23 protein-coding genes are annotated in these 22,211 nt (G+C 52.5%); 12 read left to right on the forward strand and 11 right to left on the reverse strand.

What is annotated here, in order from left to right:
* From sctW to TU86_RS04400, 12 genes are all read left to right on the forward strand, one after another.
* A complete protein-coding gene (gene sctW / locus TU86_RS04345) occupies positions 1-1,113 on the forward strand; it encodes a type III secretion system gatekeeper subunit SctW (protein ID WP_048363676.1) in 1,113 nt (370 codons plus the stop codon).
* The gene (gene sctV / locus TU86_RS04350; protein WP_048363081.1) at positions 1,110-3,203 is read left to right on the forward strand and encodes a type III secretion system export apparatus subunit SctV; all 2,094 of its coding nucleotides are present in this window, start codon (positions 1,110-1,112) and stop codon (positions 3,201-3,203) included. Before sctW ends, sctV begins: the two co-directional genes overlap by 4 nt.
* 17 nt (positions 3,204-3,220) lie before the next feature.
* Positions 3,221-4,129 (forward strand): FHA domain-containing protein, encoded by a 909-nt coding sequence (locus TU86_RS04355; protein WP_048363082.1) that lies wholly within the window; start codon positions 3,221-3,223, stop codon positions 4,127-4,129.
* The gene (locus TU86_RS04360) at positions 4,126-5,484 is read left to right on the forward strand and encodes a FliI/YscN family ATPase (RefSeq protein ID WP_048363083.1); all 1,359 of its coding nucleotides are present in this window, start codon (positions 4,126-4,128) and stop codon (positions 5,482-5,484) included. The genes TU86_RS04355 and TU86_RS04360 overlap by 4 nt, the downstream gene beginning before the upstream one ends.
* A gap of 1 nt (position 5,485) precedes the next feature.
* Positions 5,486-5,899: a type III secretion system stalk subunit SctO gene (gene sctO, locus TU86_RS04365; RefSeq protein ID WP_338053662.1), complete on the forward strand. Its 414-nt coding sequence runs from the start codon at positions 5,486-5,488 to the stop codon at positions 5,897-5,899.
* Positions 5,896-6,339, forward strand: coding sequence for a type III secretion system HrpP C-terminal domain-containing protein (locus tag TU86_RS04370; RefSeq protein ID WP_053075981.1), 444 nt, complete (start codon positions 5,896-5,898; stop codon positions 6,337-6,339). Before sctO ends, TU86_RS04370 begins: the two co-directional genes overlap by 4 nt.
* A complete protein-coding gene (locus TU86_RS04375; protein ID WP_239658766.1) occupies positions 6,336-7,406 on the forward strand; it encodes a FliM/FliN family flagellar motor switch protein in 1,071 nt (356 codons plus the stop codon). Before TU86_RS04370 ends, TU86_RS04375 begins: the two co-directional genes overlap by 4 nt.
* A complete protein-coding gene (gene sctR, locus TU86_RS04380; RefSeq protein WP_048363086.1) occupies positions 7,403-8,056 on the forward strand; it encodes a type III secretion system export apparatus subunit SctR in 654 nt (217 codons plus the stop codon). The genes TU86_RS04375 and sctR overlap by 4 nt, the downstream gene beginning before the upstream one ends.
* 10 nt (positions 8,057-8,066) lie before the next feature.
* The gene (sctS, locus tag TU86_RS04385) at positions 8,067-8,330 is read left to right on the forward strand and encodes a type III secretion system export apparatus subunit SctS (protein WP_048363087.1); all 264 of its coding nucleotides are present in this window, start codon (positions 8,067-8,069) and stop codon (positions 8,328-8,330) included.
* A 9-nt stretch (positions 8,331-8,339) separates the two neighbouring features.
* Positions 8,340-9,137, forward strand: coding sequence for a type III secretion system export apparatus subunit SctT (sctT, locus tag TU86_RS04390; RefSeq protein WP_048363088.1), 798 nt, complete (start codon positions 8,340-8,342; stop codon positions 9,135-9,137).
* A complete protein-coding gene (gene sctU, locus TU86_RS04395) occupies positions 9,134-10,231 on the forward strand; it encodes a type III secretion system export apparatus subunit SctU (RefSeq protein WP_048363089.1) in 1,098 nt (365 codons plus the stop codon). The genes sctT and sctU overlap by 4 nt, the downstream gene beginning before the upstream one ends.
* Positions 10,232-10,502: 271 nt before the next feature.
* Positions 10,503-14,717 (forward strand): AvrE-family type 3 secretion system effector, encoded by a 4,215-nt coding sequence (locus TU86_RS04400; protein WP_048363090.1) that lies wholly within the window; start codon positions 10,503-10,505, stop codon positions 14,715-14,717.
* 59 nt (positions 14,718-14,776) lie between these two features.
* On the opposite strand, the gene TU86_RS04405 is transcribed toward TU86_RS04400, so the two are convergent.
* The 11 genes from TU86_RS04405 to TU86_RS04455 all read right to left on the reverse strand — a co-directional run bounded on the left by TU86_RS04405 (position 14,777) and on the right by TU86_RS04455 (position 21,938).
* The gene (locus TU86_RS04405; protein ID WP_048363091.1) at positions 14,777-15,175 is read right to left on the reverse strand and encodes a type III secretion system chaperone; all 399 of its coding nucleotides are present in this window, start codon (positions 15,173-15,175) and stop codon (positions 14,777-14,779) included.
* 88 nt (positions 15,176-15,263) lie between these two features.
* Entirely contained in the window at positions 15,264-15,467 is a 204-nt protein-coding gene (hrpT, locus tag TU86_RS23235) for an HrpT family type III secretion system protein (RefSeq protein ID WP_048363092.1), read from the reverse strand.
* Positions 15,464-17,548 carry a type III secretion system outer membrane ring subunit SctC gene (gene sctC, locus TU86_RS04415; RefSeq protein ID WP_048363093.1) on the reverse strand — a complete coding sequence of 695 codons (2,085 nt, stop codon included), beginning with the start codon at positions 17,546-17,548 and terminating at the stop codon, positions 15,464-15,466. Before sctC ends, hrpT begins: the two co-directional genes overlap by 4 nt.
* 99 nt (positions 17,549-17,647) lie before the next feature.
* Entirely contained in the window at positions 17,648-17,866 is a 219-nt protein-coding gene (locus tag TU86_RS04420) for a type III secretion protein HrpF (RefSeq protein ID WP_048363094.1), read from the reverse strand.
* Positions 17,867-17,892: 26 nt separating this feature from the next.
* Positions 17,893-18,504, reverse strand: coding sequence for a type III secretion system stator protein SctL (gene sctL, locus TU86_RS04425; RefSeq protein ID WP_048363095.1), 612 nt, complete (start codon positions 18,502-18,504; stop codon positions 17,893-17,895).
* On the reverse strand, positions 18,482-19,042 hold the full coding sequence (locus TU86_RS04430; protein WP_173426971.1) for a type III secretion protein: 561 nt from the start codon (positions 19,040-19,042) through the stop codon (positions 18,482-18,484). Before TU86_RS04430 ends, sctL begins: the two co-directional genes overlap by 23 nt.
* A 32-nt stretch (positions 19,043-19,074) precedes the next feature.
* On the reverse strand, positions 19,075-19,887 hold the full coding sequence (gene sctJ, locus TU86_RS04435) for a type III secretion system inner membrane ring lipoprotein SctJ (RefSeq protein WP_048363097.1): 813 nt from the start codon (positions 19,885-19,887) through the stop codon (positions 19,075-19,077).
* Between the two features lie 9 nt (positions 19,888-19,896).
* On the reverse strand, positions 19,897-20,265 hold the full coding sequence (gene sctI, locus TU86_RS22325) for a type III secretion system inner rod subunit SctI (RefSeq protein WP_048363098.1): 369 nt from the start codon (positions 20,263-20,265) through the stop codon (positions 19,897-19,899).
* Positions 20,266-20,392: 127 nt separating this feature from the next.
* Positions 20,393-20,680 (reverse strand): type III secretion system major pilin HrpA, encoded by a 288-nt coding sequence (locus TU86_RS04445; protein ID WP_048363099.1) that lies wholly within the window; start codon positions 20,678-20,680, stop codon positions 20,393-20,395.
* Between the two features lie 58 nt (positions 20,681-20,738).
* Positions 20,739-20,927 (reverse strand): hypothetical protein, encoded by a 189-nt coding sequence (locus tag TU86_RS04450; RefSeq protein WP_048363100.1) that lies wholly within the window; start codon positions 20,925-20,927, stop codon positions 20,739-20,741.
* 93 nt (positions 20,928-21,020) lie between these two features.
* Positions 21,021-21,938, reverse strand: coding sequence for a sigma 54-interacting transcriptional regulator (locus tag TU86_RS04455; RefSeq protein ID WP_048363101.1), 918 nt, complete (start codon positions 21,936-21,938; stop codon positions 21,021-21,023).
* Positions 21,939-22,211: the final 273 nt, after the last annotated feature.

Raw genomic sequence — 22,211 nt, forward strand, 5'->3', positions numbered from 1 at the left:
ATGAAAGTTGACGTGCGACATGACCCCTCGCGAGCAGTGAGCTCTTTGCTCGCTGCGACAAACGTTCGACCGCCGGTACCTCAGGCCACTCAGCAAAGTTCTGCCGAAGAGGTCGGCATGCTCTTTAGTCAAAAGACCGAGAGCAGCAGCAAAGAAACGGCGCAGCGAACGTTGCGTGCCTCGGGGGCTGAGATTCGAGTGCGCAGAATTGAGGGCATCGAGCAACTCATGGCTTTGTACGAGCAGTTGGGCCATCCCGGTCAGGCCAGCTTGAGCCAGGTAGCCAGACAGGTCCGTCAGGAGATGTCGTCCAGGTCTAGCCTGGACAGTCTGATTGAACTGACCGGAGGTGATCCGGCCCGGACCAGTGTAGTGCTGAGTTACGTGACTGCATGGGCACAATCAGAAGGTCATGACGCTGATGTTGCGTTGTCGCACAGCTATCAGGATCAGCTGCACACGCAGCACGCAGAGCCTGTTCAAGCGGGGATGAACATTGCGCGTGGGCTGAGCACTATCAGTGATGATGCTTCTTTGCGCCAGGCAGTTCGCACGCTGTATTACGCCAATGTGGTAAGGCGCCAGTCACCGGCGATCATCATGCAGGCACTGCTGGGAATGTTTGGGGACAAAGGGTTCAGCGTAGGGTTAAAAATGATGAGTCGGGCACTGGCTGACGATATGGCAGCGCAACGTCCATCGTTGCCGACCAACAAGTTAAGGTCCGTTATGTTGGGTCTGCAAAGTTGCAGGCAATTAGGCAGTGTATTGAACAGTTGTCGCCGATTTATTGAGCAAATGCCCAGGCACGAAAAATCAATCGAACTGGCTGCGGTTTCGCTGTTACAACGTTTGCTGGGGTATGCCAGCGAGGGTATTGACCTGCGCGAGAGTCAATCGTTGGGTCGTGATTTGGGCGCGACCAACCCTGACAGTCATTTGCTCATGCTCAATCGTGTCTACCCACTGATTCAGCGTCTTCCGCTGGCCATATGGTGTGATCAGCGAAACCGCCAGGATACGTTGCGTTTTCTGATGGGCTTGATGGATGAGCTGACTCAGTCCGAAGGGCTTGTACCACAGGCATTCGGGTACTCGAGCATCGTTAAATGACGTGGGCTGGCACCTTCAATAATGTGCTCTCCAAAGTCTCCGGGGGAGGGGAAGTGCTGGGGGCGATGGTCGTGCTCGGGATTGTCTTTATTTTTATTGTCCCGCTTCCCACCTGGCTGATTGATATTCTGATTGCGGTCAATATTTGTATTTCTTGTTTGTTAATTGTGCTCGCGTTCTATTTACCGAACCCGTTGGCTTTTTCCTCCTTTCCCTCGTTGTTGCTGTTAACCACTATGTTTCGCCTGGCGCTGTCGATTGCGACCACGCGCCTGATCTTGTTGGAACAAGACGCGGGCGACATTGTGGAAGCGTTTGGTAACTTTGTAGTGGGGGGGAACCTTGCCGTAGGGTTGGTGATTTTTTTGATCATCACGCTGGTGAACTTTCTGGTGATTACTAAAGGATCGGAGCGAGTCGCTGAAGTGGCAGCGCGTTTTAGTCTGGATGCGATGCCCGGTAAGCAGATGTCCATCGACAGCGATTTGAGAGGCGGTTTAATAGACGGTAAACAGGCTCGCTATAAACGCGAACAACTGTCCCGCGAAAGTCAGTTGTTTGGTGCGATGGATGGCGCCATGAAGTTTGTTAAAGGCGATGCGGTTGCCGGACTGATTATTGTGGTTATCAATATACTGGGTGGTTTCTCCACCGGGATTATTCAACACGGGATGAGCGCTGCGGACGCCATTACGCTGTATTCGGTATTAACTATTGGTGATGGCTTGATTGCGCAGATCCCGGCGCTGCTGATTGCATTGACCGCAGGCATGATCATCACCCGTGTTGCGCCTGATGATGACTCAGAAAGAACAAACATTGGTACGCAAATAGGGCAGCAGATCACCAGTGAGCCCAAGAGCTGGATGATCGCTTCGGCAGGCATGCTGGCCTTTGCCGTACTCCCGGGTATGCCGACCCTGGTGTTCATTTTTATTGCACTGAACACCTTTGCGCTGGGTTTTTACCTGTGGTTTCGCGGCACTAAGGGTGAGTCAGTCGAGTCTGCGTCTGTGCCCCAGACCACCCCTGAGTTGAATGGGGATGAGGACCTGCGCAGTTTTACACCTACGCGCCCCTATGTGCTGCAATTTTCAGCTCTGCAGCAGGACGAACAGCGCACCCTTCAGCTGATTCATTCCATCCGCCAGGCTCGAAACAGCATTGTCACTGCGATCGGTTTAACCCTCCCTCCCTTTGAGATCGAATACAGCGCCTCGCTGGCCGATGATGAGTTTCGCTTTTGTGTGCACGAAGTACCGATGATCAAGGCGACTTTTTCTCCGTTGATCGCACTGATGCGCAGTCGCTATCTGGACCTATGCCCTGAGGCTCCACGAGGCAGTGAAGAGCGGGATGAGCAGGAATGGTTATGGCTGCAACCGGAAGATCCGATCTTGGCTGGTGAAGAGATCGAACCGTTCACTGCGCACGACTTGATCGTCGTGCGCATGCAGCGGGCCATGATGATCAGTGGGCCGCAGTTTCTGGGTATTCAAGAATGTAAATCCATCCTCTCCTGGCTAGAGCAGAGTCAGCCAGAGTTGGTTCAAGAGTTGCAGCGCATCATGCCACTCTCACGTTTTTCTGCCGTACTGCAACGCTTGGCCAGTGAAGGTGTACCCCTGCGAGCTGTGCGTCTGATTATCGAAGCGCTGAATGAGTATGGGCAGCATGAGCGTGAGGTCAATGCGCTTGCGGACTACGCGCGGATTGCTCTGAAATCGCAGATTTATCATCAGTACAGTGAAAGCGACGGGCTGCATGCCTGGCTGTTTTCATCCAACGCCGAAAATATTTTTCGTGAAGCGCTCCGCCAGACTCAAACCGGTGTATTTCTGGCCCTGGAAAGCGGTCCCAGTGCACAGCTGATCAACTTGCTCAAAGAGGCTTTTTTACCCTATCAGCGTGAGCAAAGGGTGCTGTTGGTTGCCCATGATTTACGCAGCCCCATACGGACTTTGTTGTTCGATGAATTTAACCATGTACCTGTTTTGTCCTTTGCTGAGTTGATGGGCACGGCAAAGGTAAAAGTATTGGGTCGTCTTGATTTTGAAGGCGACAGTGACGAGCACGAGGCGGATTTTTGAACGTTCTAACGTACAGCATGGATACGTCTTGCGAGATATTCGAGCTACGCGTACTCAGCGGCTTGCATCAGGGTGCGGCTTTGCCTCTGTTTGGTGAGTGTTGGAGCATCGGTGCCAGCGAAGAAGCTGATCTGGGTTTATATGATCCTGGCGTTCATGTTCGACATGCGCAGTTGCAGCGCACTGGCGAACACTGGTCGTTGCAAGCTCAAGAAGGCCTTTTGCAGGACGATGCGGGCGCTACCTTGGCGTACATCTCAAACCTTGTTCCAGGAGCTGAGTTTTCCTTGGGTGGCATTCGTCTCTGCGTTGCGCATGCCGAAAGCAGTTGGCCGCAAGCGCCAAGTCATTCGCCCTTTGAACCTGGCGATACCCTGACTGGCAAAGTGCAAGAAACGTCGAAAAAGGCAGCAAAGAAACCAATAGCAGGCGCATTGGCAGCGCTAGTACTGGTGATGGCCGGCTCTTTTTTTCTGTCGCGCGATGAGGACGTACCCTTGGAGGTGCCTGCCCCTGTCGTGAATGAAAAACGCGTTCTCCAGACGGCCATCGACGTTCATCGGCAACTGCTTTCGATGCTGAACGACCGTGAACTGAGTACCCACGTCATTCTGGAGTCCACAAGCCATCAAGTGACTCTGAGGGGGGACGTTCAGGTTGAGCAATTAGCACTGGTCTCGCGGATGCTCAAACGATTTCAGCTTCAATTCGATACCTCGATAACCATCCATAACAAGGTTCAGCTCATTAGCCGTGAGTTGCCTTTCAAAATTGTTCAAATCATTGGCGGCCCAAAGGCCCATGTGGTGTTAGCGGACGGGCGCCGTCTGTTTTTTGGTGACGAAGTGGATGGGGTGCGCCTGACGGTTATCGAAAATAATCGTCTGTTGTTTGAAGGGCGCCAGCGCTATGAGGTGAGCTGGTGAGTCAGGGTTTTGAGGAAAGACTTGAGTCTTGGCAGCAACGCCAGTCGGCTTATCTGGCTCGTTTTTCACCGGTGACGGTGTGCGGCCGGATCCAGCGGGTCAATGGCACGTTATTGCAATGTCGCTTGCCGCAGTCGCGTATCTCCGATCTGTGTGAGGTTCAGACGGCTGATAACAACTGGATCCTGGCCGAGATTATTGGTTTTGATCAACAAGACGCGATGCTCAGTGCATTGGGAAGCCTGGAAGGTATTTGTGTAGGGGCTGCGGTTAAGCGCTTAGGCGGAGCTCATCATATTTGCGTTGCAGAGAGTTTATTGGGGCAGGTGCTGGATGGCTTTGGTCGCCCACTCACAGGCAGCGGCTGGGGTGCATTTGCCACACCGTCCAGCGCCGACGCGGGTCCTGTGATGTGTGAAGCGCCGCTGCCCACCGAAAGACCCCGTATCAACCGTGCCTTATCCACAGGCATACGCGCAATTGATGGTCTGCTGACCTTGGGTGAAGGGCAGCGGATCGGGCTTTTTGCGGGCGCTGGCTGCGGTAAAACCACTCTGCTGGCTGAGATCGCTCGTAATGTTGATTGCGATGTCATCGTCTTCGGGTTGATCGGCGAGCGTGGGCGTGAATTGCGCGAGTTTCTTGATCATGAACTCGATGATGAGTTGCGATCCAAAGCCGTTCTGGTGTGTGCAACGTCTGATCGCTCCAGTATGGAGCGTGCGCGCGCAGCCTTTACGGCGACGGCTCTGGCTGAGGGGTTTCGTCGTAAAGGCCAGCGAGTTTTATTGTTGATTGACTCGTTGACGCGCTTTGCCCGTGCCCAGCGTGAGATTGGCCTGGCGGCTGGCGAACCTTTGGGGCGAGGGGGCTTGCCGCCCTCCGTATACAGCCTGTTACCGCGCTTGGTTGAACGTGCAGGGCTGACCCAACAAGGGGTGATTACCGCGATTTACACCGTGCTGATTGAGCAGGACTCCATGAATGACCCGGTTGCGGATGAAGTGCGCTCTCTGCTGGACGGCCACATTGTGTTGTCGCGCAAATTGGCAGAGCGCGGTCACTACCCGGCGATTGATGTGCTGGCCAGTTTGTCGCGGATTCTGAGCAATGTTGCCGAGCCGGGCCATGTGCAAAACATGACGGCTTTAAGGCGACTGCTGTCAGCGCATCAGCAGATCGAGCTGATGCTCAAATTGGGTGAGTACCAAGCAGGCAATGATGCGCTGACTGATATGGCTGTAGAGAGCCGACATCAAGTGGATGCTTTTTTACGGCAGGACCTGCGTGAACCTACGCCGTTTTTGGCAACCCTGGACCAACTGAGTGAGCTGACTGCCTATGTCCCCTCCTGAAATGTTTTTGTGTGAAATACAGGCTTTGCAGCAACTGCGTCAGCATCGCGCAGACAGGGCCGCTCGGCAGTTACAAAGAGCTTACATGGCGCAGCGTGTGTTGAGCGGGCGCATCCAACAGGCCCGCGAGCGTGTTGAGCAGGTACGAGGGCTTGAAACCCGGCAATGCAATGAGTTGCTGAATCGTCACCGTGGACAGGTTCTTTCGCCCCAGGCCCTGACGAGCTGGGATGAGGATGAACGCAAATTGTCGGCGCAAACGACTCAGCAAAAAGTGCATTTGCAGGAACTGTTTGATCAACAGGCACGCGAGAACGAACAGCTTGAACAGGCTCGACTGCAATCGAGCATCTGTTCGCGACAAGTTGAAAAACTCCGCGAGTTGTCTGCGTTGCTGGCGCAGGAGGAGGAATGACCCAACGGCTTGACTTAACCCCTTTACGCGTACAAGCACTGTCGTTTGAGGCTCATCCCGCGTCTGCCCGGATGACTGACAGCAGTCTGTTCGCTCGCTTTGTGGCTCAACAGGGCACTGAAAAAAGTTGGGGTTGCAGTGAATCATTTACGCGGGCTGGTACGGGGTGCGATCTGCTTCAGGCCATCGGTGAGCGTTGTGGACCTCGCTGGACGAGAGGCGTCAGCACACCCATGCAATTTGTGATCAGCCTGGCGCGGCGCGGGCGGATCAATGTCCGCGCGCACCATGAATATGCCGGGTGGACGTTCTCGTTGGAGGCCGAGCAATCAGCAACCCATCAATGGCTTATCGGCCAGCAGCCGGACTGCCAAGCGCGACTTTCACGCACGTTGGGTCAATCGGTCAGAGTGTTGTTGATATGGGATCGTGTGCAGTGACCGCGCCGGTGATCAAACTTCCCGTGCTGGACAGCCTGACTGTCCAGGCTTACCGCCGGTTGGGGCGAGGCTTGCGTTTTTCGTTCGAGGTCGCTGGTGAGGTGGGCGAATTATTGCTTGAGCCAGGGAGGGCTCCAGAGTGTGGCGTGTCGCTCTCATTAGAGACGCGTTGTGGAGTGATGACATTCAGCGATGCGGGCCCTCTGCTGAGTTTGATGGGCGATTGCCCTGTGGTGCTGGCTGATACTGAGAATGATCCGTGCTCATGGTTTTGGGCTTTATTTGAGCAGCGCATGAGTACGCAACTGGTCTCCGTTTTTGGCTATGTGCGGCCGATTTGCGACGTACAACCGCAGACTTTTGAATGTCGGGCCAGCATTGCGTTGGGGCAAGCGCGTAGCGTCAGTCGGCTGAGGATGGCGCCTGAATCGTTACTGGCGCTGTATGAGTCCGGCCATTGGCACCCCCTTAAAGCATCTGTGGCTGATCGCTTTCCATTTCTGATTCCAGTGATTTTGGGGCAGTTGCAATTGTCCGTTGAGCAACTGCGCTCCGTTCAACCGGGAGACGTTGTGTTGCTGGAGAGCACGCAATTGGACGTTGAGGGCGTTGGCCAACTGAATGTTGGGAAACTTCGGCTGCACGTGATGATTGACGATGAAGGTGCACGCAGGTGCTTGAACATTTGTTCTATCGAGGAAGTGGCTGTGGATGATGTTTTTTTTGCAAGTACGGACGTTGATGCAAATGCAAATGCAAATGCAAATGCAAATGCAAATGCAAATGCAAATGCAAATGCAAATGCAAATGCACAGGCGCAACGAGTGCTGGATGAGGACCAGTCGCTTGAAAACCTGCCCTTGGCGTTGAGCGTCAGGTGCGGCGCACTGAAGCTGAGTCTGGGTGAGCTGCGCCAGCTAGCGCCGGGCGTGGTATTGAACATTGAAGGTTATAGCCCCGGCATGGCGGGACTTTATTACGGGGATCGGCCGATTGGTCAGGGGCAATTGGTGGAGGTGGATGGACGCCTGGGCTTGCAACTGTCACGCATCATTTTTTCGCGATGACCGTTCAAGGGGTTGATCCCCTATTGCTGGCGCTGTTTCTTGGCAGTTTGTCGTTGATGCCCATGCTGTTGGTGGTGTGCACAGCGTTTTTGAAGATATGTATTGTGCTGATGATCACCCGCAATGCCATTGGCGTTCAGCAAGTGCCTCCAAGCATGGCGCTGTATGGCGTTGCACTCGCGGCAACATTGTTCGTGATGGCTCCGGTGGGGTATGAAATTGCACAAAACCTCAAAGAGACACCGGTTGATTTAAGCAGCGTAAAAGCACTTCAAGAAAGCGGATTGCAAGCGGTAAAACCGCTGCAGGCTTTTATGAACCGCAACACGGACCCGGATGTGCTGACTCATCTTCAGGAAAGTGCCAAGCGCATGTGGCCCCCCGAAATGGCGCAACATGTTCAACGTGATGACCTGATTTTGTTAGTGCCCTCTTTTGTACTTTCGCAATTACAGGCCGGGTTCGAGATAGGTTTTTTGATTTATATCCCGTTCATTGTCATCGACTTGATTGTGTCAAACCTGTTGCTCGCGTTGGGTATGCAAATGGTTTCACCCATGACCATTTCACTGCCACTCAAACTACTGCTGTTTGTGTTGGTATCGGGGTGGACGCGCCTGCTCGACAGTCTTTTTCTTTCGTACCTGTGAGAGATGCCCTATGGACCCTACGCTGCTTTTCAAACAAGGCATGTTGTTGGTGGTGCTGCTGTCTGCGCCTCCGCTGATTGTGGCTGTGGTGGTGGGCGTCTTGACGTCCCTGGTCCAGGCATTGATGCAGATACAGGATCAAACCCTGCCGTTCGGGATCAAACTGGTGGCTGTGGGCATAACGTTGGCGTTGACGGGACGCTGGATCGGGGTCGAGATGATTCAACTCCTTAACCTCATGTTCGACATGGTTTCGCGCTCGGCGCGCGGATAGGGAGCGGTCATGACGCCACACATCCCCTTTCTTGAATACCTGCCCAGCATGGCCATTGCCATGGCGCGCTTGTATCCCTGTTTTTACATGGTTCCGGCCTTTTGCTTTCAGCATGTGCGCGGTATGCCGCGTCACGTCATTGTTTTTTCAGTCGCCCTTATGCCCGTCCCGGGGGTTCATCACCATTTGATGGGGTTTGATTACACGTTGTTGGCACTCTGTGGCCTGGTATTCAAAGAAGCGATTTTAGGTTTTTTGTTGGGCATGCTGCTGTCCATGCCTTTCTGGCTGTTCGAGTCGGTGGGCGCTTTGCTCGATAATCAACGAGGTGCGCTGATCGGTGGTCAACTCAACCCGTCGCTGGGGCCGGATGCCACGCCCATTGGACATATGTTTAAGGAATTGAGCATTTTTCTGCTGATTGTGACACTGGGTTTGACCAGCCTGACTCAGGTGCTATGGGACAGTTATTTGATCTGGCCACCGACCCTGTGGGTTCCGAACCTGGCAGCAGATGGGTATGCAGTTTTTTTAACCCTGCTGGGAGATACCTTCACGCATATGGTGTTGTACGCAGCGCCTTTTATCGCGTTGCTGTTGATCGTTGAGTTCGCCATCGCCCTGCTAAGTCTTTACAGCCCGCAATTGCAGGTTTTTGTGTTATCGATGCCAGCCAAGAGTTTGGCCGGGTTATGTTTTTTGATTATTTACTTACCACAGCTGCAGGATTTGATTGTGGGACGTATGGGGCTGCTGGATGACTTGAAACACTCACTGACGTTGTTGTTCACAGTGCCCGGCTCATGAGTGACTCTGGCGAAAAAAAATATGAAGCGAGCCAAAAAAAGCTCAAGGATCAACGCAAGAAAGGGCAAGTGGCACAGAGCCAGGATGTCGGCAAACTGCTGGTTTTGGCGTTGTTGAGTGAGCTGGCGATGATGACGGCTCATGGGGTCATGCAGCGCCTTCAACAATTATTGGTATTGCCTGTTTCCCTGATCGGACAGCCCTTTATCCGTGCTCTACAAGAGGTAGTGGCAGAGGTCACTCAGGTGTTTCTTGGTTTGGCGTTGTTGATGACGGGCGGCGCCATTTTGATGAAGCTGATCAGCAGTTGGTTTCAGTTTGGTTTTCTGTTTGCCCCCGAAACGCTCAAGCCGGACTTCAATCGCCTCAACCCGATTAACCAGGCCAAGCAAATGTTCTCGGCCCAGTCGGTGATGAACATGTTGATGGGGCTGTTCAAAGCCGTATTGATCAGTTTTGTGCTCTATCGGGTAATAGGGCCTTCACTGGGCGCCTTGGTGGGTTTGGTCAACGGTGATTTACCGGGTTACATCGATGCGTTGATTGTGTTGTTTCGGCATTTATTGCACGTTTGTCTGGGGATGCTGTTGGTTCTGGCGATGATCGATTTATCGCTTCAACGGTACTTTTTTGCAAAGCGTATGCGCATGACTTATGTCGATGTGGTCAAGGAATACAAAGATATGGAAGGCGACCCTCACGTGAAAATGATGCGCAGGGCACTGGCACAAGAGATGTCGCAAGAGGGAGAGTCGGCCAAACCGCCGCCGCTCGAGGACGCGGACATGCTGCTGGTGAACCCGACCCATTTTGCTGTAGCGCTGTATTACCGGCCTCCGCACACCCCATTGCCGGTGTTAATCGACAAAGGCACGGATGCTCAGGCGCGTGACATGATCGTCAGAGCCAAGGCTGCGGATGTTCCGGTTGTTCAATGTGTATGGTTGGCCCGAACGTTGTATCGCGAAGAGCTGGGCCATTGCATCAGTCGAGAGACGTTACAGGCTGTGGCTTTGATTTATCGTACTTTGCAGGAACTGGATGCCGAGGCACTTCGTGAAACCCTTGAGCTGCCGGAGCTTGATCGGTTGTAAGGGCTAAGGGAACCGAGTGTGAGTTAACGGTCACTCAGGTTATATCAGCCAGTCAATCGAGTGTCTCATGCCCTTAAGTCCTTTAGATGCCATCGTTCCTAATCTGAGTAATCTCAATACGTCAAGCGCAGCGAAGCCTGGCCATGACGCCATAGCGCAAAAGCCAGCCTCTCGTGGCTTTGTTAAATGCTGCAGTGACCTCTTTCACCGAGGGCGAGCCAGCAAGCAACCTGTCGCACTGACTCAGTTTCGTCACTATCACGTGTCCTCAATGGCGTTCAACGCAACGTTGCAACACGGAAAAGTAGTTGTGCAAGGGTCGCAAGCCGGCCGAGAAATGGCCGATCGACTTAATCAGCTCCCCAAGCGCTTTATGCAAGACTCCGCGGGGGTAGACAAAGGCCAAGGGCTACGTTTTGTGGATCAAAAACTCAATGTTTTTCATCTTTCATGTACGCCGGCCGCTGCGGCTGTGTTCAAAAGCAGCCGCACTCAGGCTGCCAGTCCTGAGGTCATAAATAACCCGGGGAGAGCGCATTTAGGGCAAGTCAGCGGTGTACACACAACGCAAGAAGGTGATCAGTTTCGCTTGATAGAACAGCGTTTGCATCGCTTTGAACCTCAAACGGACACCTGGTTACCCGACAAAGATCAGGGGCAATACCAACGACTTGGTTTGACCAATGAGGGCGCGTTGATGAAGGTGCCGCAGGGCATCAGTGACATGAGTGTTGAAGGCACCACGCAGGTGAGCCTGATGCAATCAGAAGACGACATGTCCCTTGAAATTGCTAACACTGCAACAGGTGGTGCTCCTGCACGGCTGACACCTGTCAGTGAGTCTGGTGAGCCTGTTGCACTGACCCGAATCGGGTTGGCAGGTCATACGCTCTTTGCCACCACTGAAGACGGCGAGCTGCTTCGCGCAGATTTGCGAAGTGCTGATAAAAGCCTTTTGCAGATGCACCAGGTGCCCGTCGAGTTGCCCAAAAGCGGCGCTCATGTCAAAGGCTTCATGCATGACGATAATGGCCAGCTTAATGCGTTGGTGGCTGACAACTACAAGCAACTGCATAGCAATCCATTAACGGATAACCCCCGATTCTTACCGGAGTGGAACCTCACTGACGTGATGCTCAAAGTCGTCGACAGAGGGGTGCCAGGCCTTGATTTGAAAGCATTGGCGGGCAGTATCGATCTTGGGCAGCGGGGTAAAGTTGCGCTCGAGGGTGGCACGCTGATGTCTTGGGACTCGGCAGCACAGAGTTGGGACAAGACCCCCCATGTGGATGTGGATCATCTGGCGCGCGGTCTGGATGGTCGTGCTTATGCGCTGCAAGCAGGCCAGTTGAAAGAACTGACAACACTCAAAAGCCAAGAGCCGGTCCATATGGGCGGCAGTTATGACTTGGCCCCTCCCGCCCGTGCACAGACACACGTCACTCTCGCTGAGGTCATGGCTGGAGATGAGGCGCGGATAATCACCGGCTTTGCAGTTGAAAACGGCAAGCGCTTTGTGAGCCTCGATGATAAAAATCAGTTACACGCGCATATTGATGGAAAGGAAAAAACCTTAACGTTTACCACTCCCACTCCTCTGAAGGCTCTGGCGCTGGATCACCTTGGCAACCTTTATGGGCAAACCCAAACGGATGGGTTAGTCAGGCTGGACAAAGCAGATTGGCAATCCCCTGACGTATCGGACGTCGCCTGGAGGCGTGTTCAATTGCCGGACAACCAGCCGCTTAAATCATTACGCATGGGCGCTGACCAGCATTTGATCGCCAGTTGGGGTGAAAATAATCCTCAGGAGAAACGTTGGGGCGAGAAAAACCGGCGACTGGATATCTCGGCGCAGGGAGCGCTGCAATGGGGGCCGGTTACTTCATCGAGCAACAAAGATGCATCGCCGATAAGTTCGGTCTTGATGCAGGGACAAATGAAAGGGCACATCAACGGCACTAACGCGTGGAGCGCGTCCTCAACGGTCTTGGGTCAAACTCAAGAAGGTGTCACTGAGAGCAGTGCGTACTTCAAGGGTTTTGGAACTCATTTCAAGCCTGTAGAAAGCTTTAAAGAAGTCGGGCGCGATATTCAGCATTACTTTAAAGGGCGGGTGGGGCTGCAGGGTTTATACGCGAATGACAAGGCGTTGCGCACCGAGCTTAAAAACCTGGCGAATGCCCAGCCTGCTACGACAGACATGACCACACGCCTGGAGCAGTTGAGCCTGAAGACATCGACTCAACCGCTCGCCGATGAGCTCAAAAGCGCGCTGGTTTTGGTCGAAGGTAAAAGTGCACCTCTGGCGACCCGTTTGGGTGAGATGCATGGGGCAACAGTCACCCCAGAGCACAATGGAGTCACAGGCAAAAGGCCCCCGTCTTCCGACTCAAGCCTTAATCAGATGCGACAGGCTTTTGAGCGGTTGTCGCCCTCTCAGACCAACGTCACGGCTGCTTTGCTACGCAGTTATGAGGGGCAGGGTGTTGCCTTATCGAAGTGGTCAGCTGATGTCACTCGGGACGTGAAAAACCCGACTGCGTTAGTTGAAGGCGGTTTGATTCATCATGCGCTAACACTGTCTCGGTTGAGTCATTTAGTCACGGCACTGGAGGGCGAAGCGCCGGACCTGGTAAAGCTTGGGGGTGAACTCAAAGGCATCATGCAGGACTATCACGACAGTCCGGTACACAAAAAATCCTCGCAAAACATCAATAACTTCGCGCAAGCCGAAGCGCTGTATAAAAACTTCAAATTGTTATCCAAAGATCTTGGCACGCCTGGCGGTGCATTGAGTTTCCATATTTCCCGCCTGCTGGGTGTTGCCGAAGGCAAGGGTCTCAAAGAAGCGCTGTTACAAGACATCTTGCAGTCCTCCAGCGGGCAATCTCTGACCTCAAGCAGAGACAAAAAGAAGAGCGTCGGCCTGATAGCGTTTGATATTCAACCCGTGCCTATCATTGAGTTTTTTGTCGGCGCCTCGAGAGAGAAATCCAACAGTGTGAGCATTAGCCGAACAGACACCGGGGCCAATGTAAAAATCGGCATGAATACCGCACACTCCTTGTCAGGTTCGATAGGTACCGGGGTGACGCCGTTATCAACAGGAGGCGGAGGGGTGGTGGGGAATGTCCGATTGGGCACTGAACTTGAATTGACAGTGGCGCATGGCAGAGGGAGTGCGATTGATTTTGATGTAAAGGAGGCTGATCTTCCTAACATGCTAGATAGCCTTTTTGGGGGGGACTTAGACGGCTTACTGAGTTTGGGCGCGGACCATAAATCGGGTAAAACAGCGAAAACAGGTGCGGACCTCACCGTTAATGTCTATGCACAAGCCCGCGCCAATGTGATTGGTCAAGAACGTTCAGGAACACTCAGTGGTGTGATGCGCGCAGCCATCGGGGGTGCGGCCAGTCTTAATCTTGCCCACTGGGGCAATAGCCATTCCGTTACCCAGGGGGATTTGGATATCAGTGAAAGTCATGGATCGGATACCCAACTTCTTAGTCGGGGTGGCGTTTCGGCAGGTAATTTTCTGGGTGCCACGTTGGGAATGGCACAAGTTGAGCCCAATGGTGCAAAGTTGGCCAGCTATGCTTCACCCACTGTGTCTTTCGCGGTGAGTTTCGATCGCAGTGTGGCGAACAGCTTTAACTTTACGTTCACACGGCCTGACGCTGTAAAGCCTGAAGCACTCGCACAAGTGTGCGATGCCTTCGCACAAGCGTTCCCTGAATACAGATCAGCACTTCAGGCCCTACCTTTGACGGCGACACAAGACATCGGTGAGCAACTGCAAACGGTTCAGCGCTTATTTGATACAGCGTCGGCTCCGGTGCATAAGCGTGAGCAACAACATGCGCTCAAGGATCAACTCGACGGCCTTCAACGCCAGCATCAGCAGCATGCACAGAACGGGCGAGCCTTAAGCTCAGTGGCTCGCACGGTTTCCTATGTGGGCTTGAATGGTGATTCACGTCACTCTTGGCTGAACGATGCGTCACCTGCCAACAAGGCCGCAATCATTCGGTTACTCGAGAATCAGCCAGAGTTGGCTCGAACGGTTAAGTCACTGGAGAGCAGCGAAGGCACGTCTGTGAGCATCGGCCTGGAATTGAAGCCGAGTGTGTTACGCGCACTTGAAAGCACACTGATGAAAGGACAGGATGGCGACGGTGAAATCGAGCGGGCCTTGCAAAATGTCGATAACGTGCGGGTGAAAAGTTTTGGCGTCAGTTACAGCGCCAGCCGCTCGGATCGTCGGGTGTTTCCACTGCCTTTACCACTGCTTTCAATCTCCAGTGCTGCTGGAATCAGCCATGCACATAAATTGCTGAGTGCGGAGTTTGAATACGGGCAGGATCAGAACACGCCCCTGAGAATGAAATTCAAGGATGCAATGGCGGCTCCCGAGCGTACGGATTCAAACCCGGCGTTGAGGGAGCAGAAAATTCGGGATCAGCTCAGGACAGAGGTTTAAGACGGGGTTGGCGTTACGTTGTATCGAATGATGCAACGTAACGCCAATGTGGCGAAGGCTTAGGCGGTTTGACTGAGAAGTGCGCGGGTTTCGCCGACTTGTTCAATAAAGCCTGTGACCCATTGGCAAAATGATTCTTCCGTTAAAAAAACCATCGGGCACTGTGCGCATAAACGCTCTTCCCCTGTTTCATCCAGTGCCAACCAGCAACCGTTGAGCTTATCGGGTTGCAGGTTCAACTTGAGCAACTGGCTGTGCCTGTCAGGCGCATGGCTGCGAGTACCCATCGCACAGTGCAATATCGCCGTCGTGCTCATGGGTAAAAGCTCGATGATGCACATTTCCAGTTGTTGCTTGTCGAACAGAGCGCACACCCCATTCTCCAGTTGCAAATTAACCTTGAGGTACTGACTAAGCGCCGCCACCAGTTGGTGGGGCGCAGGGCTATTTTTATGCATGCCAGGTTCCTGAGGGATTGTGAATACACGCGAGCTCAGCTATGAAGTCAGGCGCTGCAAGCGAATTGGCCTGAGCGCCTATTAAGGCTTAGCGTTTTAGCGACACGGCCTGATGGTCTGCCTGTTCTGCGCTATGCCCTGTTTCAACCCGCATGTCTGCAGGCCACCAAATCACCAGCGTTTCAGCCTTCGACTCCGGACGTTCACAAGAGTCACCGCGACATTGGGGAGTACAGCCTTGAAGTATGAACAAGATGCCGGCAGCGAGGCCAATGCGTATAAATCGGGTCATTTAGGAGTGCTCCTCGCCGCAGGGGCTAGTAATGAAGGGCGTGTGACGGCGGTACTTTGATTTTTATTGCGCGTGCGCGTGGCAATGAACACTTCAGCTTTCTCACCTGGCGCCAGCCAGGCTTGAGGCCAGACACTGACCGCCAAGGTATGCTCATTACTGCATTCACTTTCATCAATGCGCACGTAGCGATCGCCCTTGTTGTGCAGGACCAGTACTGCCACGTTGTAAAGCGCGCCTGAGTACCATTGACTTGCCCCAGGGACAGGGCTTAAGAGGCTCGGCGTTTTACAGACAACCCCAGCGCCAGTGGGCATCGGTCCCGCCTTGAACTTCTTGGGCACTTGTCCCGTGACGAGATTGGCGAGTGTTTCGGCGACATCTGCGCGTTTCACAATGGGAAGATGTTCAGCCCTGCGCCGCGCCAATGGCGCGAACGCTGCGCTCAGATGATCTTGATCCGACTGTGGCAGATAACGCTCAGGATTGACCTGATCCCCAACCAGTCGAGGGGTCAATATGAAAAGGCGTTCACGTCGGTTGTTACTACTTAGCGTTGAAGAGAACAGGGCTTTGCCTATCAACGGGGTTCGGCTCAATAACGGAACACTGTTAACGCGGTCAACTTCTTCAGCCACATGAAAACCACCAATCACCAGTGATTGCTTTTCGGCGATAACCGCTTGGGTACTGACCCTGGCCTTGCGGACGTCTGGGGTGTCATAGGCGATATCTCCGCCAACGACTTCAGAGAAATTACCATCCTCGATATCCACGATCAGATGAATCTGACTGCTCCCATTGGTGTTAATCACGCGTGGGATTACCTGGAAACTGGTGCCCACCGTGACAGGCATGATATTCGCTACGCCATCACCTACCGCTTTGATGTATTGCGTACGGTTGAAATCGATAATCGCCGGTTGATTTTCCAGTGTCATGATGGACGGGTTAGAGATGACAGTGGCTAAACCGCGCTCCTCCAAGGCTCTGATGTCGGCAGCGAAGCGACTTCTGTTGGTAATGGATAAGGTTGACGAAGAGCCTGCTGCGAGGTTTTGCATGCCAGCCCCGAAACGGCTGTTTTGAAACCCCCAGTTGACGCCTAGCTCTTTGAGTTGGGTGCGATTGATATCAAGAATGACAGCATCAATTTCAACCAGCTTGCGGGCAACATCGAGTTTGGCGATCAAGGTTTGATACAACGCATTGCGTTGTGGCAAGTCATAGATCAACACGCTGTTATTTCGTACGTCGGCTTCGACTCGAACTTTAGGCAGGTCCGGCGGGATTATGTTGCTCAGTGTTGAGTCGTAAGGCGTAGCGGTCGGCGAGTTGGACAGTGTGGACATCATTTGAGACGTGGGCAGAACACCGGTTTTGTTTGCCGAGGCAGGATCGAGAAGCCCGCGCAATAAACTGGCAATTCCAGGAACTATCAGTTTCTCTCCGCGGTAGTCGATCTGACGATCCGCCGCATTTGCAAACTGCAAGGAGAAAGTCAAAACATCTTGTTTTTCGGCCAGATCGGAGTCTTTGCGTGTAAATGATTTGATCTGTTCTACATAGCGTTTTGGGCCTGAAACTAGGACCTGACCAATCTCAGGCAGCTCTCCCCAACCAAAACGATCGTCCAGCAGGCCGATATGAATAAGGGCTTGTTTTAAATCAGACACGGCCTCTTCGGCGACCTCAAGCCGTTCAGAGGTTTGCTGACTCAATGAGCTGATGTAGAGCGTATTGTTATAGACGAACCATTGGAAGCGATGCTCCAGTGCCAACCGCTCCATTAAATTGAACAGAGTATTGGACCGGATTTTCCCATGCACGGCGCCTTGTAACTCGCCTTCAATTTGAAGTTGAAGCCCTGCTGAATGAGCCAGGTCTTCCAGAAAGTCGCGCAGCGTTCTGTTGACAGCATCATACGCGTAAGGTGTTTTCTTCCACTCTTCTGGCACTGCGGCCATGGCCTGTGGAGTGTGCATATGAAGGAACAGTAATAATGCTAAACCGCCCGCGCGTCTGAGTGATGCGCGCAGGAAAAAATTCAAGCCGGTTGGGCCTGGGGAGGTGTTAGGCATGGAAAGCACTCTATTTATTGCACCGTTACAAGATGCGACTTTTATCGAGGTGACGTTTTATTCACCGCTCTTCGAGTTGTCGTGCAAAGAACAGGTGATTTATTGCACTGCATCAATGATGGATTTGGTCAGGCTATGTTTAAAACGGGTCTGCTCAGTAATTGAGAACGTGGCAGAGGCCATTTTTTTCGACGCGCTAAGGAAACTGAGCATGTCTTGTTGACTGCCCTGATTACTCATCGCAATAGAGTCCATATTTTTTTGGGCCTTTTCAAAACGGTTATCAATTCGACGCTGGATGCTTTCGAATGAAGGCATGTAGTTCTCTCCTAGTGATGAACTGACTACTGTGTGGTATTGAGTTTTGAATCGGTTCCATCAGGCGGGTCAGGTAGCAATAAGGCATCCCGCGTTGTGAACCAATCGATATGCAGATCGCCATGTTCTGATACCAGCACGAGGGACAACGGGGGAAGTGATTCATCAGGCTCAAGCTGCCAAACGTTGTCTACGTGGGTAGATAACCACTGTTGGATGCTTTCTTGAGCGTCCGGATGACAGCGCAAAACGGTGCTAAGTGAAGGGCATTGAACCCGTAGCAGTTGTGCAAGTAGCGCTGTGATACGCGATGTGGGCGGCACCTCATCAAGCAAATGAAGCAAGGCCTGATTTACCACTTGAGTGGCGTTGGACTCCAGCGCCTGGCACAGGGCTGAGTGTTGCGTTGCCCATTGCGCCAGTTGTGCATTGGCCATATCCCAAAACTCAGACCGGGCCTTTTCACAGGCTGCTTCTGAAGCGGTGTGTGCGGCCCTGAGCAACGCGTCCACTTTGCGATGTGCCTGCGCCAGCATCTGCTGAGCTTGGCCGCAGTCGAGGAGTGTTTGATGGGGCATCAGTAGTGACGGCAGCCCTGGCAAGTCTGCTCGCAGTTCAATCTTGCGTCGTAACAACATCCTCACGCTCCTGTTCATCAATAAGAGAGGGTGCGGCGGCTTCGTTGAACTTAATGCTTTTCCACAGCACGGCTTGCCACAGTGATTGAAGCTTTAGTGGTGCAATGGCGTGAGGTGTTATGAGTTCAAGCGCACTGACTCTGGAGCGAGCAAAGCTCAAACGCAGGCGTTGCCAAACGGCTGGCGTTACCCAGGCCCTTAACAGCTGTAGAGTGTCATCGCTTGTCGCAAGCCAGTCAGTGGGGCGCAAGACCTTGGATAAACGTTGGCACCAGAGTTGCTGTGTCGTGCACAACGAGTTGGGCAGTTGGGGGCGACAGATGCAGTCGACCAGTGTCAAAACGAACGCCTGGTGCGTAGCTGGCGCCAATATGAAATGAAGTAAAGCGCGATCAGGTTCAATAGGTAGGCAGGGCGTAATAGCAAAAGCCCTGCCAGTGCGAGCGTGCTGGCTACGGGTTAACGTGCGTGCCTGTTCAATGGGCAACGCATGGAATTCGGCGTCATACCAATCCGGGTGAGCCTGCATCCAGGCCATCGCCCACCACCGTGCCCATAACTCACCCTCGCTCATGGTCCACCCGTGATGTGAGGCTCGTTGTCAGGCGACGCTGCCGCGAGGTCTTCAGGTTTAGGTCGACGCGAAGGTTTTTTTAACCAAATCAGAATCGCAACGACGACCAACGGCGGAGCGGAAATAAGGGCCACGAAGATTTTTTTCCAAAATCCCTGGTTCTGTTCGGGAATAAGAAAAGGCCCCAGAAAGACCAGTGACTGTTTTTCCAGATACGCCGTGGAGGGGACGAATACTGTGGTTATTTTATTCGGAGTTTCAATGGCTGATGCCATACCGGGAATGCTGCTGGCAACCAGTCTTCGTACGCGTGCCTGAATACTGTCCGGGTCCAGTTTTGTATCGTGCTTGATAAAAACTGATGCAGATGCAGGTTGTACCGGCTCTCCAGGGGCTACTCGCTCAGGCAACACGACATGCACGCGAGCCACAATGACGCCGTCAATCTTTGACAGCGTGGCCTCGAGCTCTTGTGAAAGCGCATAGATATAGCGCGCACGTTCTTCCAGGGGGGTTGAAATGACCCCTTCCTTACGAAAGATGTCCCCAAGATTAGTGCGTTGGGCACGCGGTAGTCCTGCGGCTTCCAGTACATTGACGGCGCGGCTTATATCGCTAGCGCCGATACGAACGGACACACCGCTTTTAGCAGGGATTTTTTGTGCATTGATCTGCTTGTTAGCCAGTTCAGCGATAACTTCATTAGCCTCCTGTTCGGAGAGCTCACGGTGAAGCTCCACATGTTCGCCACACCCCGCCATGCTTAACATGGCGATAAAGAACAGGCCTTTGAAGAGGTCACGCACCATGTTTTTTACCTAAGAGAGGTTGGTCAGTTTTTCGATAGCTTGTGACGTTTTGCTGATCATTTTGGCTGTCAATTGAGTTTCAAGATGAAAGGCTGACATGGCGCGGGTTGATTTGACCATGTTCATAGGGTCCGTATGACGGCCTACTTTTTGCAGCGCGCGTGCAGCCTGATTTGATAACCCTTGCAGGAAATCTGAGCGCTGTACCAATGATTGACCTGCCTTGTTGTCGAGCGAAACTCTGTTGACGGATGCGGGGTCGTTATTTTTTAAAGCAGCATTAAACCAGCCCACGTCAAGTTGCTCGGGTGCCGGTGTAGAGGTCTTCGTATAGGCGGATAAAGAAGGTGTCTGTACGTCCTGGATATTGATATTCATAAAGACGCTCTGGTAGATAAGAAGGCTTGGCAGAGATAACAGCCCACGTGCCGTAGTTTAAGGTTCCCCCGCTGTGAGAGCGGGGGATAAACAGCCCTGCCGAAACGCTAGGGCTGAACCTGGCAGGTTAATATTGAACTTGTTTCGCGGAGCTGCTGACAGAGTTAGACGCTTTATTACCGGAGTCAAGAGCACCGGCCATGATGGCATTAATGCCATCCGTGACGATCTTGCTTTGAGCCGCTTTAGATTGCATTTCAGTCATGCGTGCTTGCGTTTCATCTTGTTCTTTCAACGCTTTTCGAGCAGCTTCTTCCGCTTTGTTGTTTTCGCCGCCAACACTGCCGCCATTGCCAACACTGCCGCCATTGCCACCAATGACGCTGTTAAGCAAGCCACCAATATTTCCGATCATAGTGCATTTCCTGTGTTGTTATTGCCGTGGGTGTATGAATAGCTGCATGAACTCGTTGTTAGTACGAGATAGGTGCCTCGGTTTGTGAATCAGGAGCCTTGATACTTTCCAAGTGCTTGTCGATGCCCTTGGAAATATTGTCCAAGCCAAATTTAACAACGTCTTTGGCAATGCTGCCAACGGTATCAACGACTGATTGCACGATGGGCGCAACAAGAGGCGCTAATAGCGTGACTAATGGAATCATTGATTGACCTCCAGGAACACTTGTTTGTGGGAGTGCTTCTTGTGTTCATCTAATGAGTGCTGTTTTTTCTCAGGGTGTTCCAATAAATTTTTATTATGAAATGTCTAATTGTTTCATTCGGTGGTACAGCGTGCGTTTCGCGATCCCTAACTCAAGGACAACGGCATCGATGCTGTGCAGGTGACGTCGCAGTGAGTCTTGTATCAAAAGTTTTTCTATTTGTTGTAAACGGAACTTCAAACTCATGTCGGTGCCCGCATCCTCCCTGGCGCCTGATGAAATGGGCAGTAGCCCAAGTACCAGTCGTTTGGCAGTGGATCGTAATTCCCTGACATTGCCCGGCCAGTCATGGCACACCATTTGTTGCAGCAGCGAGCTGTCGGGAATGGGCGCGTGTGATTTGAAATGCTCTGCTTCTTGCTGGATAAGGCTCATGAATAAAGGAATGATTTGCTCACGCTTTTCACGCAAAGGCGGCAAATTGAGGCTAACGACATTAAGACGGAAATAAAGATCGCGCCTGAACAGACCTTGTTCAACCAGGTCGATCAACGAGGTTTGGGCTGAGGCAATAACGCGCATGTCCAGCGCTATAAGTTTTGTAGACCCCAGGCGTTCAACGCCACGGGTTTCAAGTACCCGTAACAATTTGGCCTGCAAGGTCAGGGGCATGCTATCTATTTCATCGAGATACAGGGTGCCCATATTTGAGGCTTCAATAAAACCTGCGCGTGACTGCACTGTTCCAGTAAATGCTCCGTGCGTCACACCAAAGAGTTGGCTCTCGGCAAGCGTTTCAGGAATGGCAGCACAATTGATGGCTATAAAATTGCCTCGTCGGCCTGACAAGCAATGAATGCGTTCTGCCAATGTATCTTTGCCTGTACCTGTCTCTCCATGTAACAAGATATCAATGTTGAGCGTGGCGATATTGTTGACGATTTCGTCTAGCGCTGGGTCTTCAAGTTGAAATGTGTCGTGAACATCATTTTTTTTATGTGGAGACACCATGTTTCTACTCCAATAATCAATTTTGCAACTGATCTTGCACGCGGGGCATTACTCTGAAGGGCGAGGTAAAAGGTGTTTTCATTTAATATAAATTATTTCGATGCAACCCCCTCCTATGGGCCAGCCACCTGGAGGTGAAAAATAAAAGGGGCTCAGTATGCTCGGTGTGCTTAGAGTGAAAGGTATGTTGAAAACTCTCATGCTCCTCAGGTTTTTGATTTTAGAGTGGTCGAGGCATGGATTGAGTGCTTATGTTCCTTGATTGCAGTAGGA

Source organism: Pseudomonas weihenstephanensis, from assembly GCF_001043055.1.
GTDB classification, from domain to species: Bacteria; Pseudomonadota; Gammaproteobacteria; order Pseudomonadales; family Pseudomonadaceae; genus Aquipseudomonas; species Aquipseudomonas weihenstephanensis.

What these genes read in the sequence shown, in the direction of transcription:
- sctW (WP_048363676.1), top strand. Translation starts at nt 1, where the DNA reads ATGAAAGTTGACGTGCGACATGACCCCTCGCGAGCAGTGAGCTCTTTG.
- sctV (WP_048363081.1), top strand. Translation starts at nt 1,110, where the DNA reads ATGACGTGGGCTGGCACCTTCAATAATGTGCTCTCCAAAGTCTCCGGG.
- TU86_RS04355 (WP_048363082.1), top strand. Translation starts at nt 3,221, where the DNA reads ATGGATACGTCTTGCGAGATATTCGAGCTACGCGTACTCAGCGGCTTG.
- sctO (WP_338053662.1), top strand. Translation starts at nt 5,486, where the DNA reads ATGTTTTTGTGTGAAATACAGGCTTTGCAGCAACTGCGTCAGCATCGC.
- TU86_RS04370 (WP_053075981.1), top strand. Translation starts at nt 5,896, where the DNA reads ATGACCCAACGGCTTGACTTAACCCCTTTACGCGTACAAGCACTGTCG.
- sctR (WP_048363086.1), top strand. Translation starts at nt 7,403, where the DNA reads ATGACCGTTCAAGGGGTTGATCCCCTATTGCTGGCGCTGTTTCTTGGC.
- sctS (WP_048363087.1), top strand. Translation starts at nt 8,067, where the DNA reads ATGGACCCTACGCTGCTTTTCAAACAAGGCATGTTGTTGGTGGTGCTG.
- sctT (WP_048363088.1), top strand. Translation starts at nt 8,340, where the DNA reads ATGACGCCACACATCCCCTTTCTTGAATACCTGCCCAGCATGGCCATT.
- sctU (WP_048363089.1), top strand. Translation starts at nt 9,134, where the DNA reads ATGAGTGACTCTGGCGAAAAAAAATATGAAGCGAGCCAAAAAAAGCTC.
- TU86_RS04400 (WP_048363090.1), top strand. Translation starts at nt 10,503, where the DNA reads ATGGCGTTCAACGCAACGTTGCAACACGGAAAAGTAGTTGTGCAAGGG.
- TU86_RS04405 (WP_048363091.1), bottom strand. Translation starts at nt 15,175, where the DNA reads ATGCATAAAAATAGCCCTGCGCCCCACCAACTGGTGGCGGCGCTTAGT.
- hrpT (WP_048363092.1), bottom strand. Translation starts at nt 15,467, where the DNA reads ATGACCCGATTTATACGCATTGGCCTCGCTGCCGGCATCTTGTTCATA.
- sctC (WP_048363093.1), bottom strand. Translation starts at nt 17,548, where the DNA reads ATGCCTAACACCTCCCCAGGCCCAACCGGCTTGAATTTTTTCCTGCGC.
- TU86_RS04420 (WP_048363094.1), bottom strand. Translation starts at nt 17,866, where the DNA reads ATGCCTTCATTCGAAAGCATCCAGCGTCGAATTGATAACCGTTTTGAA.
- sctL (WP_048363095.1), bottom strand. Translation starts at nt 18,504, where the DNA reads ATGTTGTTACGACGCAAGATTGAACTGCGAGCAGACTTGCCAGGGCTG.
- TU86_RS04430 (WP_173426971.1), bottom strand. Translation starts at nt 19,042, where the DNA reads ATGGCCTGGATGCAGGCTCACCCGGATTGGTATGACGCCGAATTCCAT.
- sctJ (WP_048363097.1), bottom strand. Translation starts at nt 19,887, where the DNA reads ATGGTGCGTGACCTCTTCAAAGGCCTGTTCTTTATCGCCATGTTAAGC.
- sctI (WP_048363098.1), bottom strand. Translation starts at nt 20,265, where the DNA reads ATGAATATCAATATCCAGGACGTACAGACACCTTCTTTATCCGCCTAT.
- TU86_RS04445 (WP_048363099.1), bottom strand. Translation starts at nt 20,680, where the DNA reads ATGATCGGAAATATTGGTGGCTTGCTTAACAGCGTCATTGGTGGCAAT.
- TU86_RS04450 (WP_048363100.1), bottom strand. Translation starts at nt 20,927, where the DNA reads ATGATTCCATTAGTCACGCTATTAGCGCCTCTTGTTGCGCCCATCGTG.
- TU86_RS04455 (WP_048363101.1), bottom strand. Translation starts at nt 21,938, where the DNA reads ATGGTGTCTCCACATAAAAAAAATGATGTTCACGACACATTTCAACTT.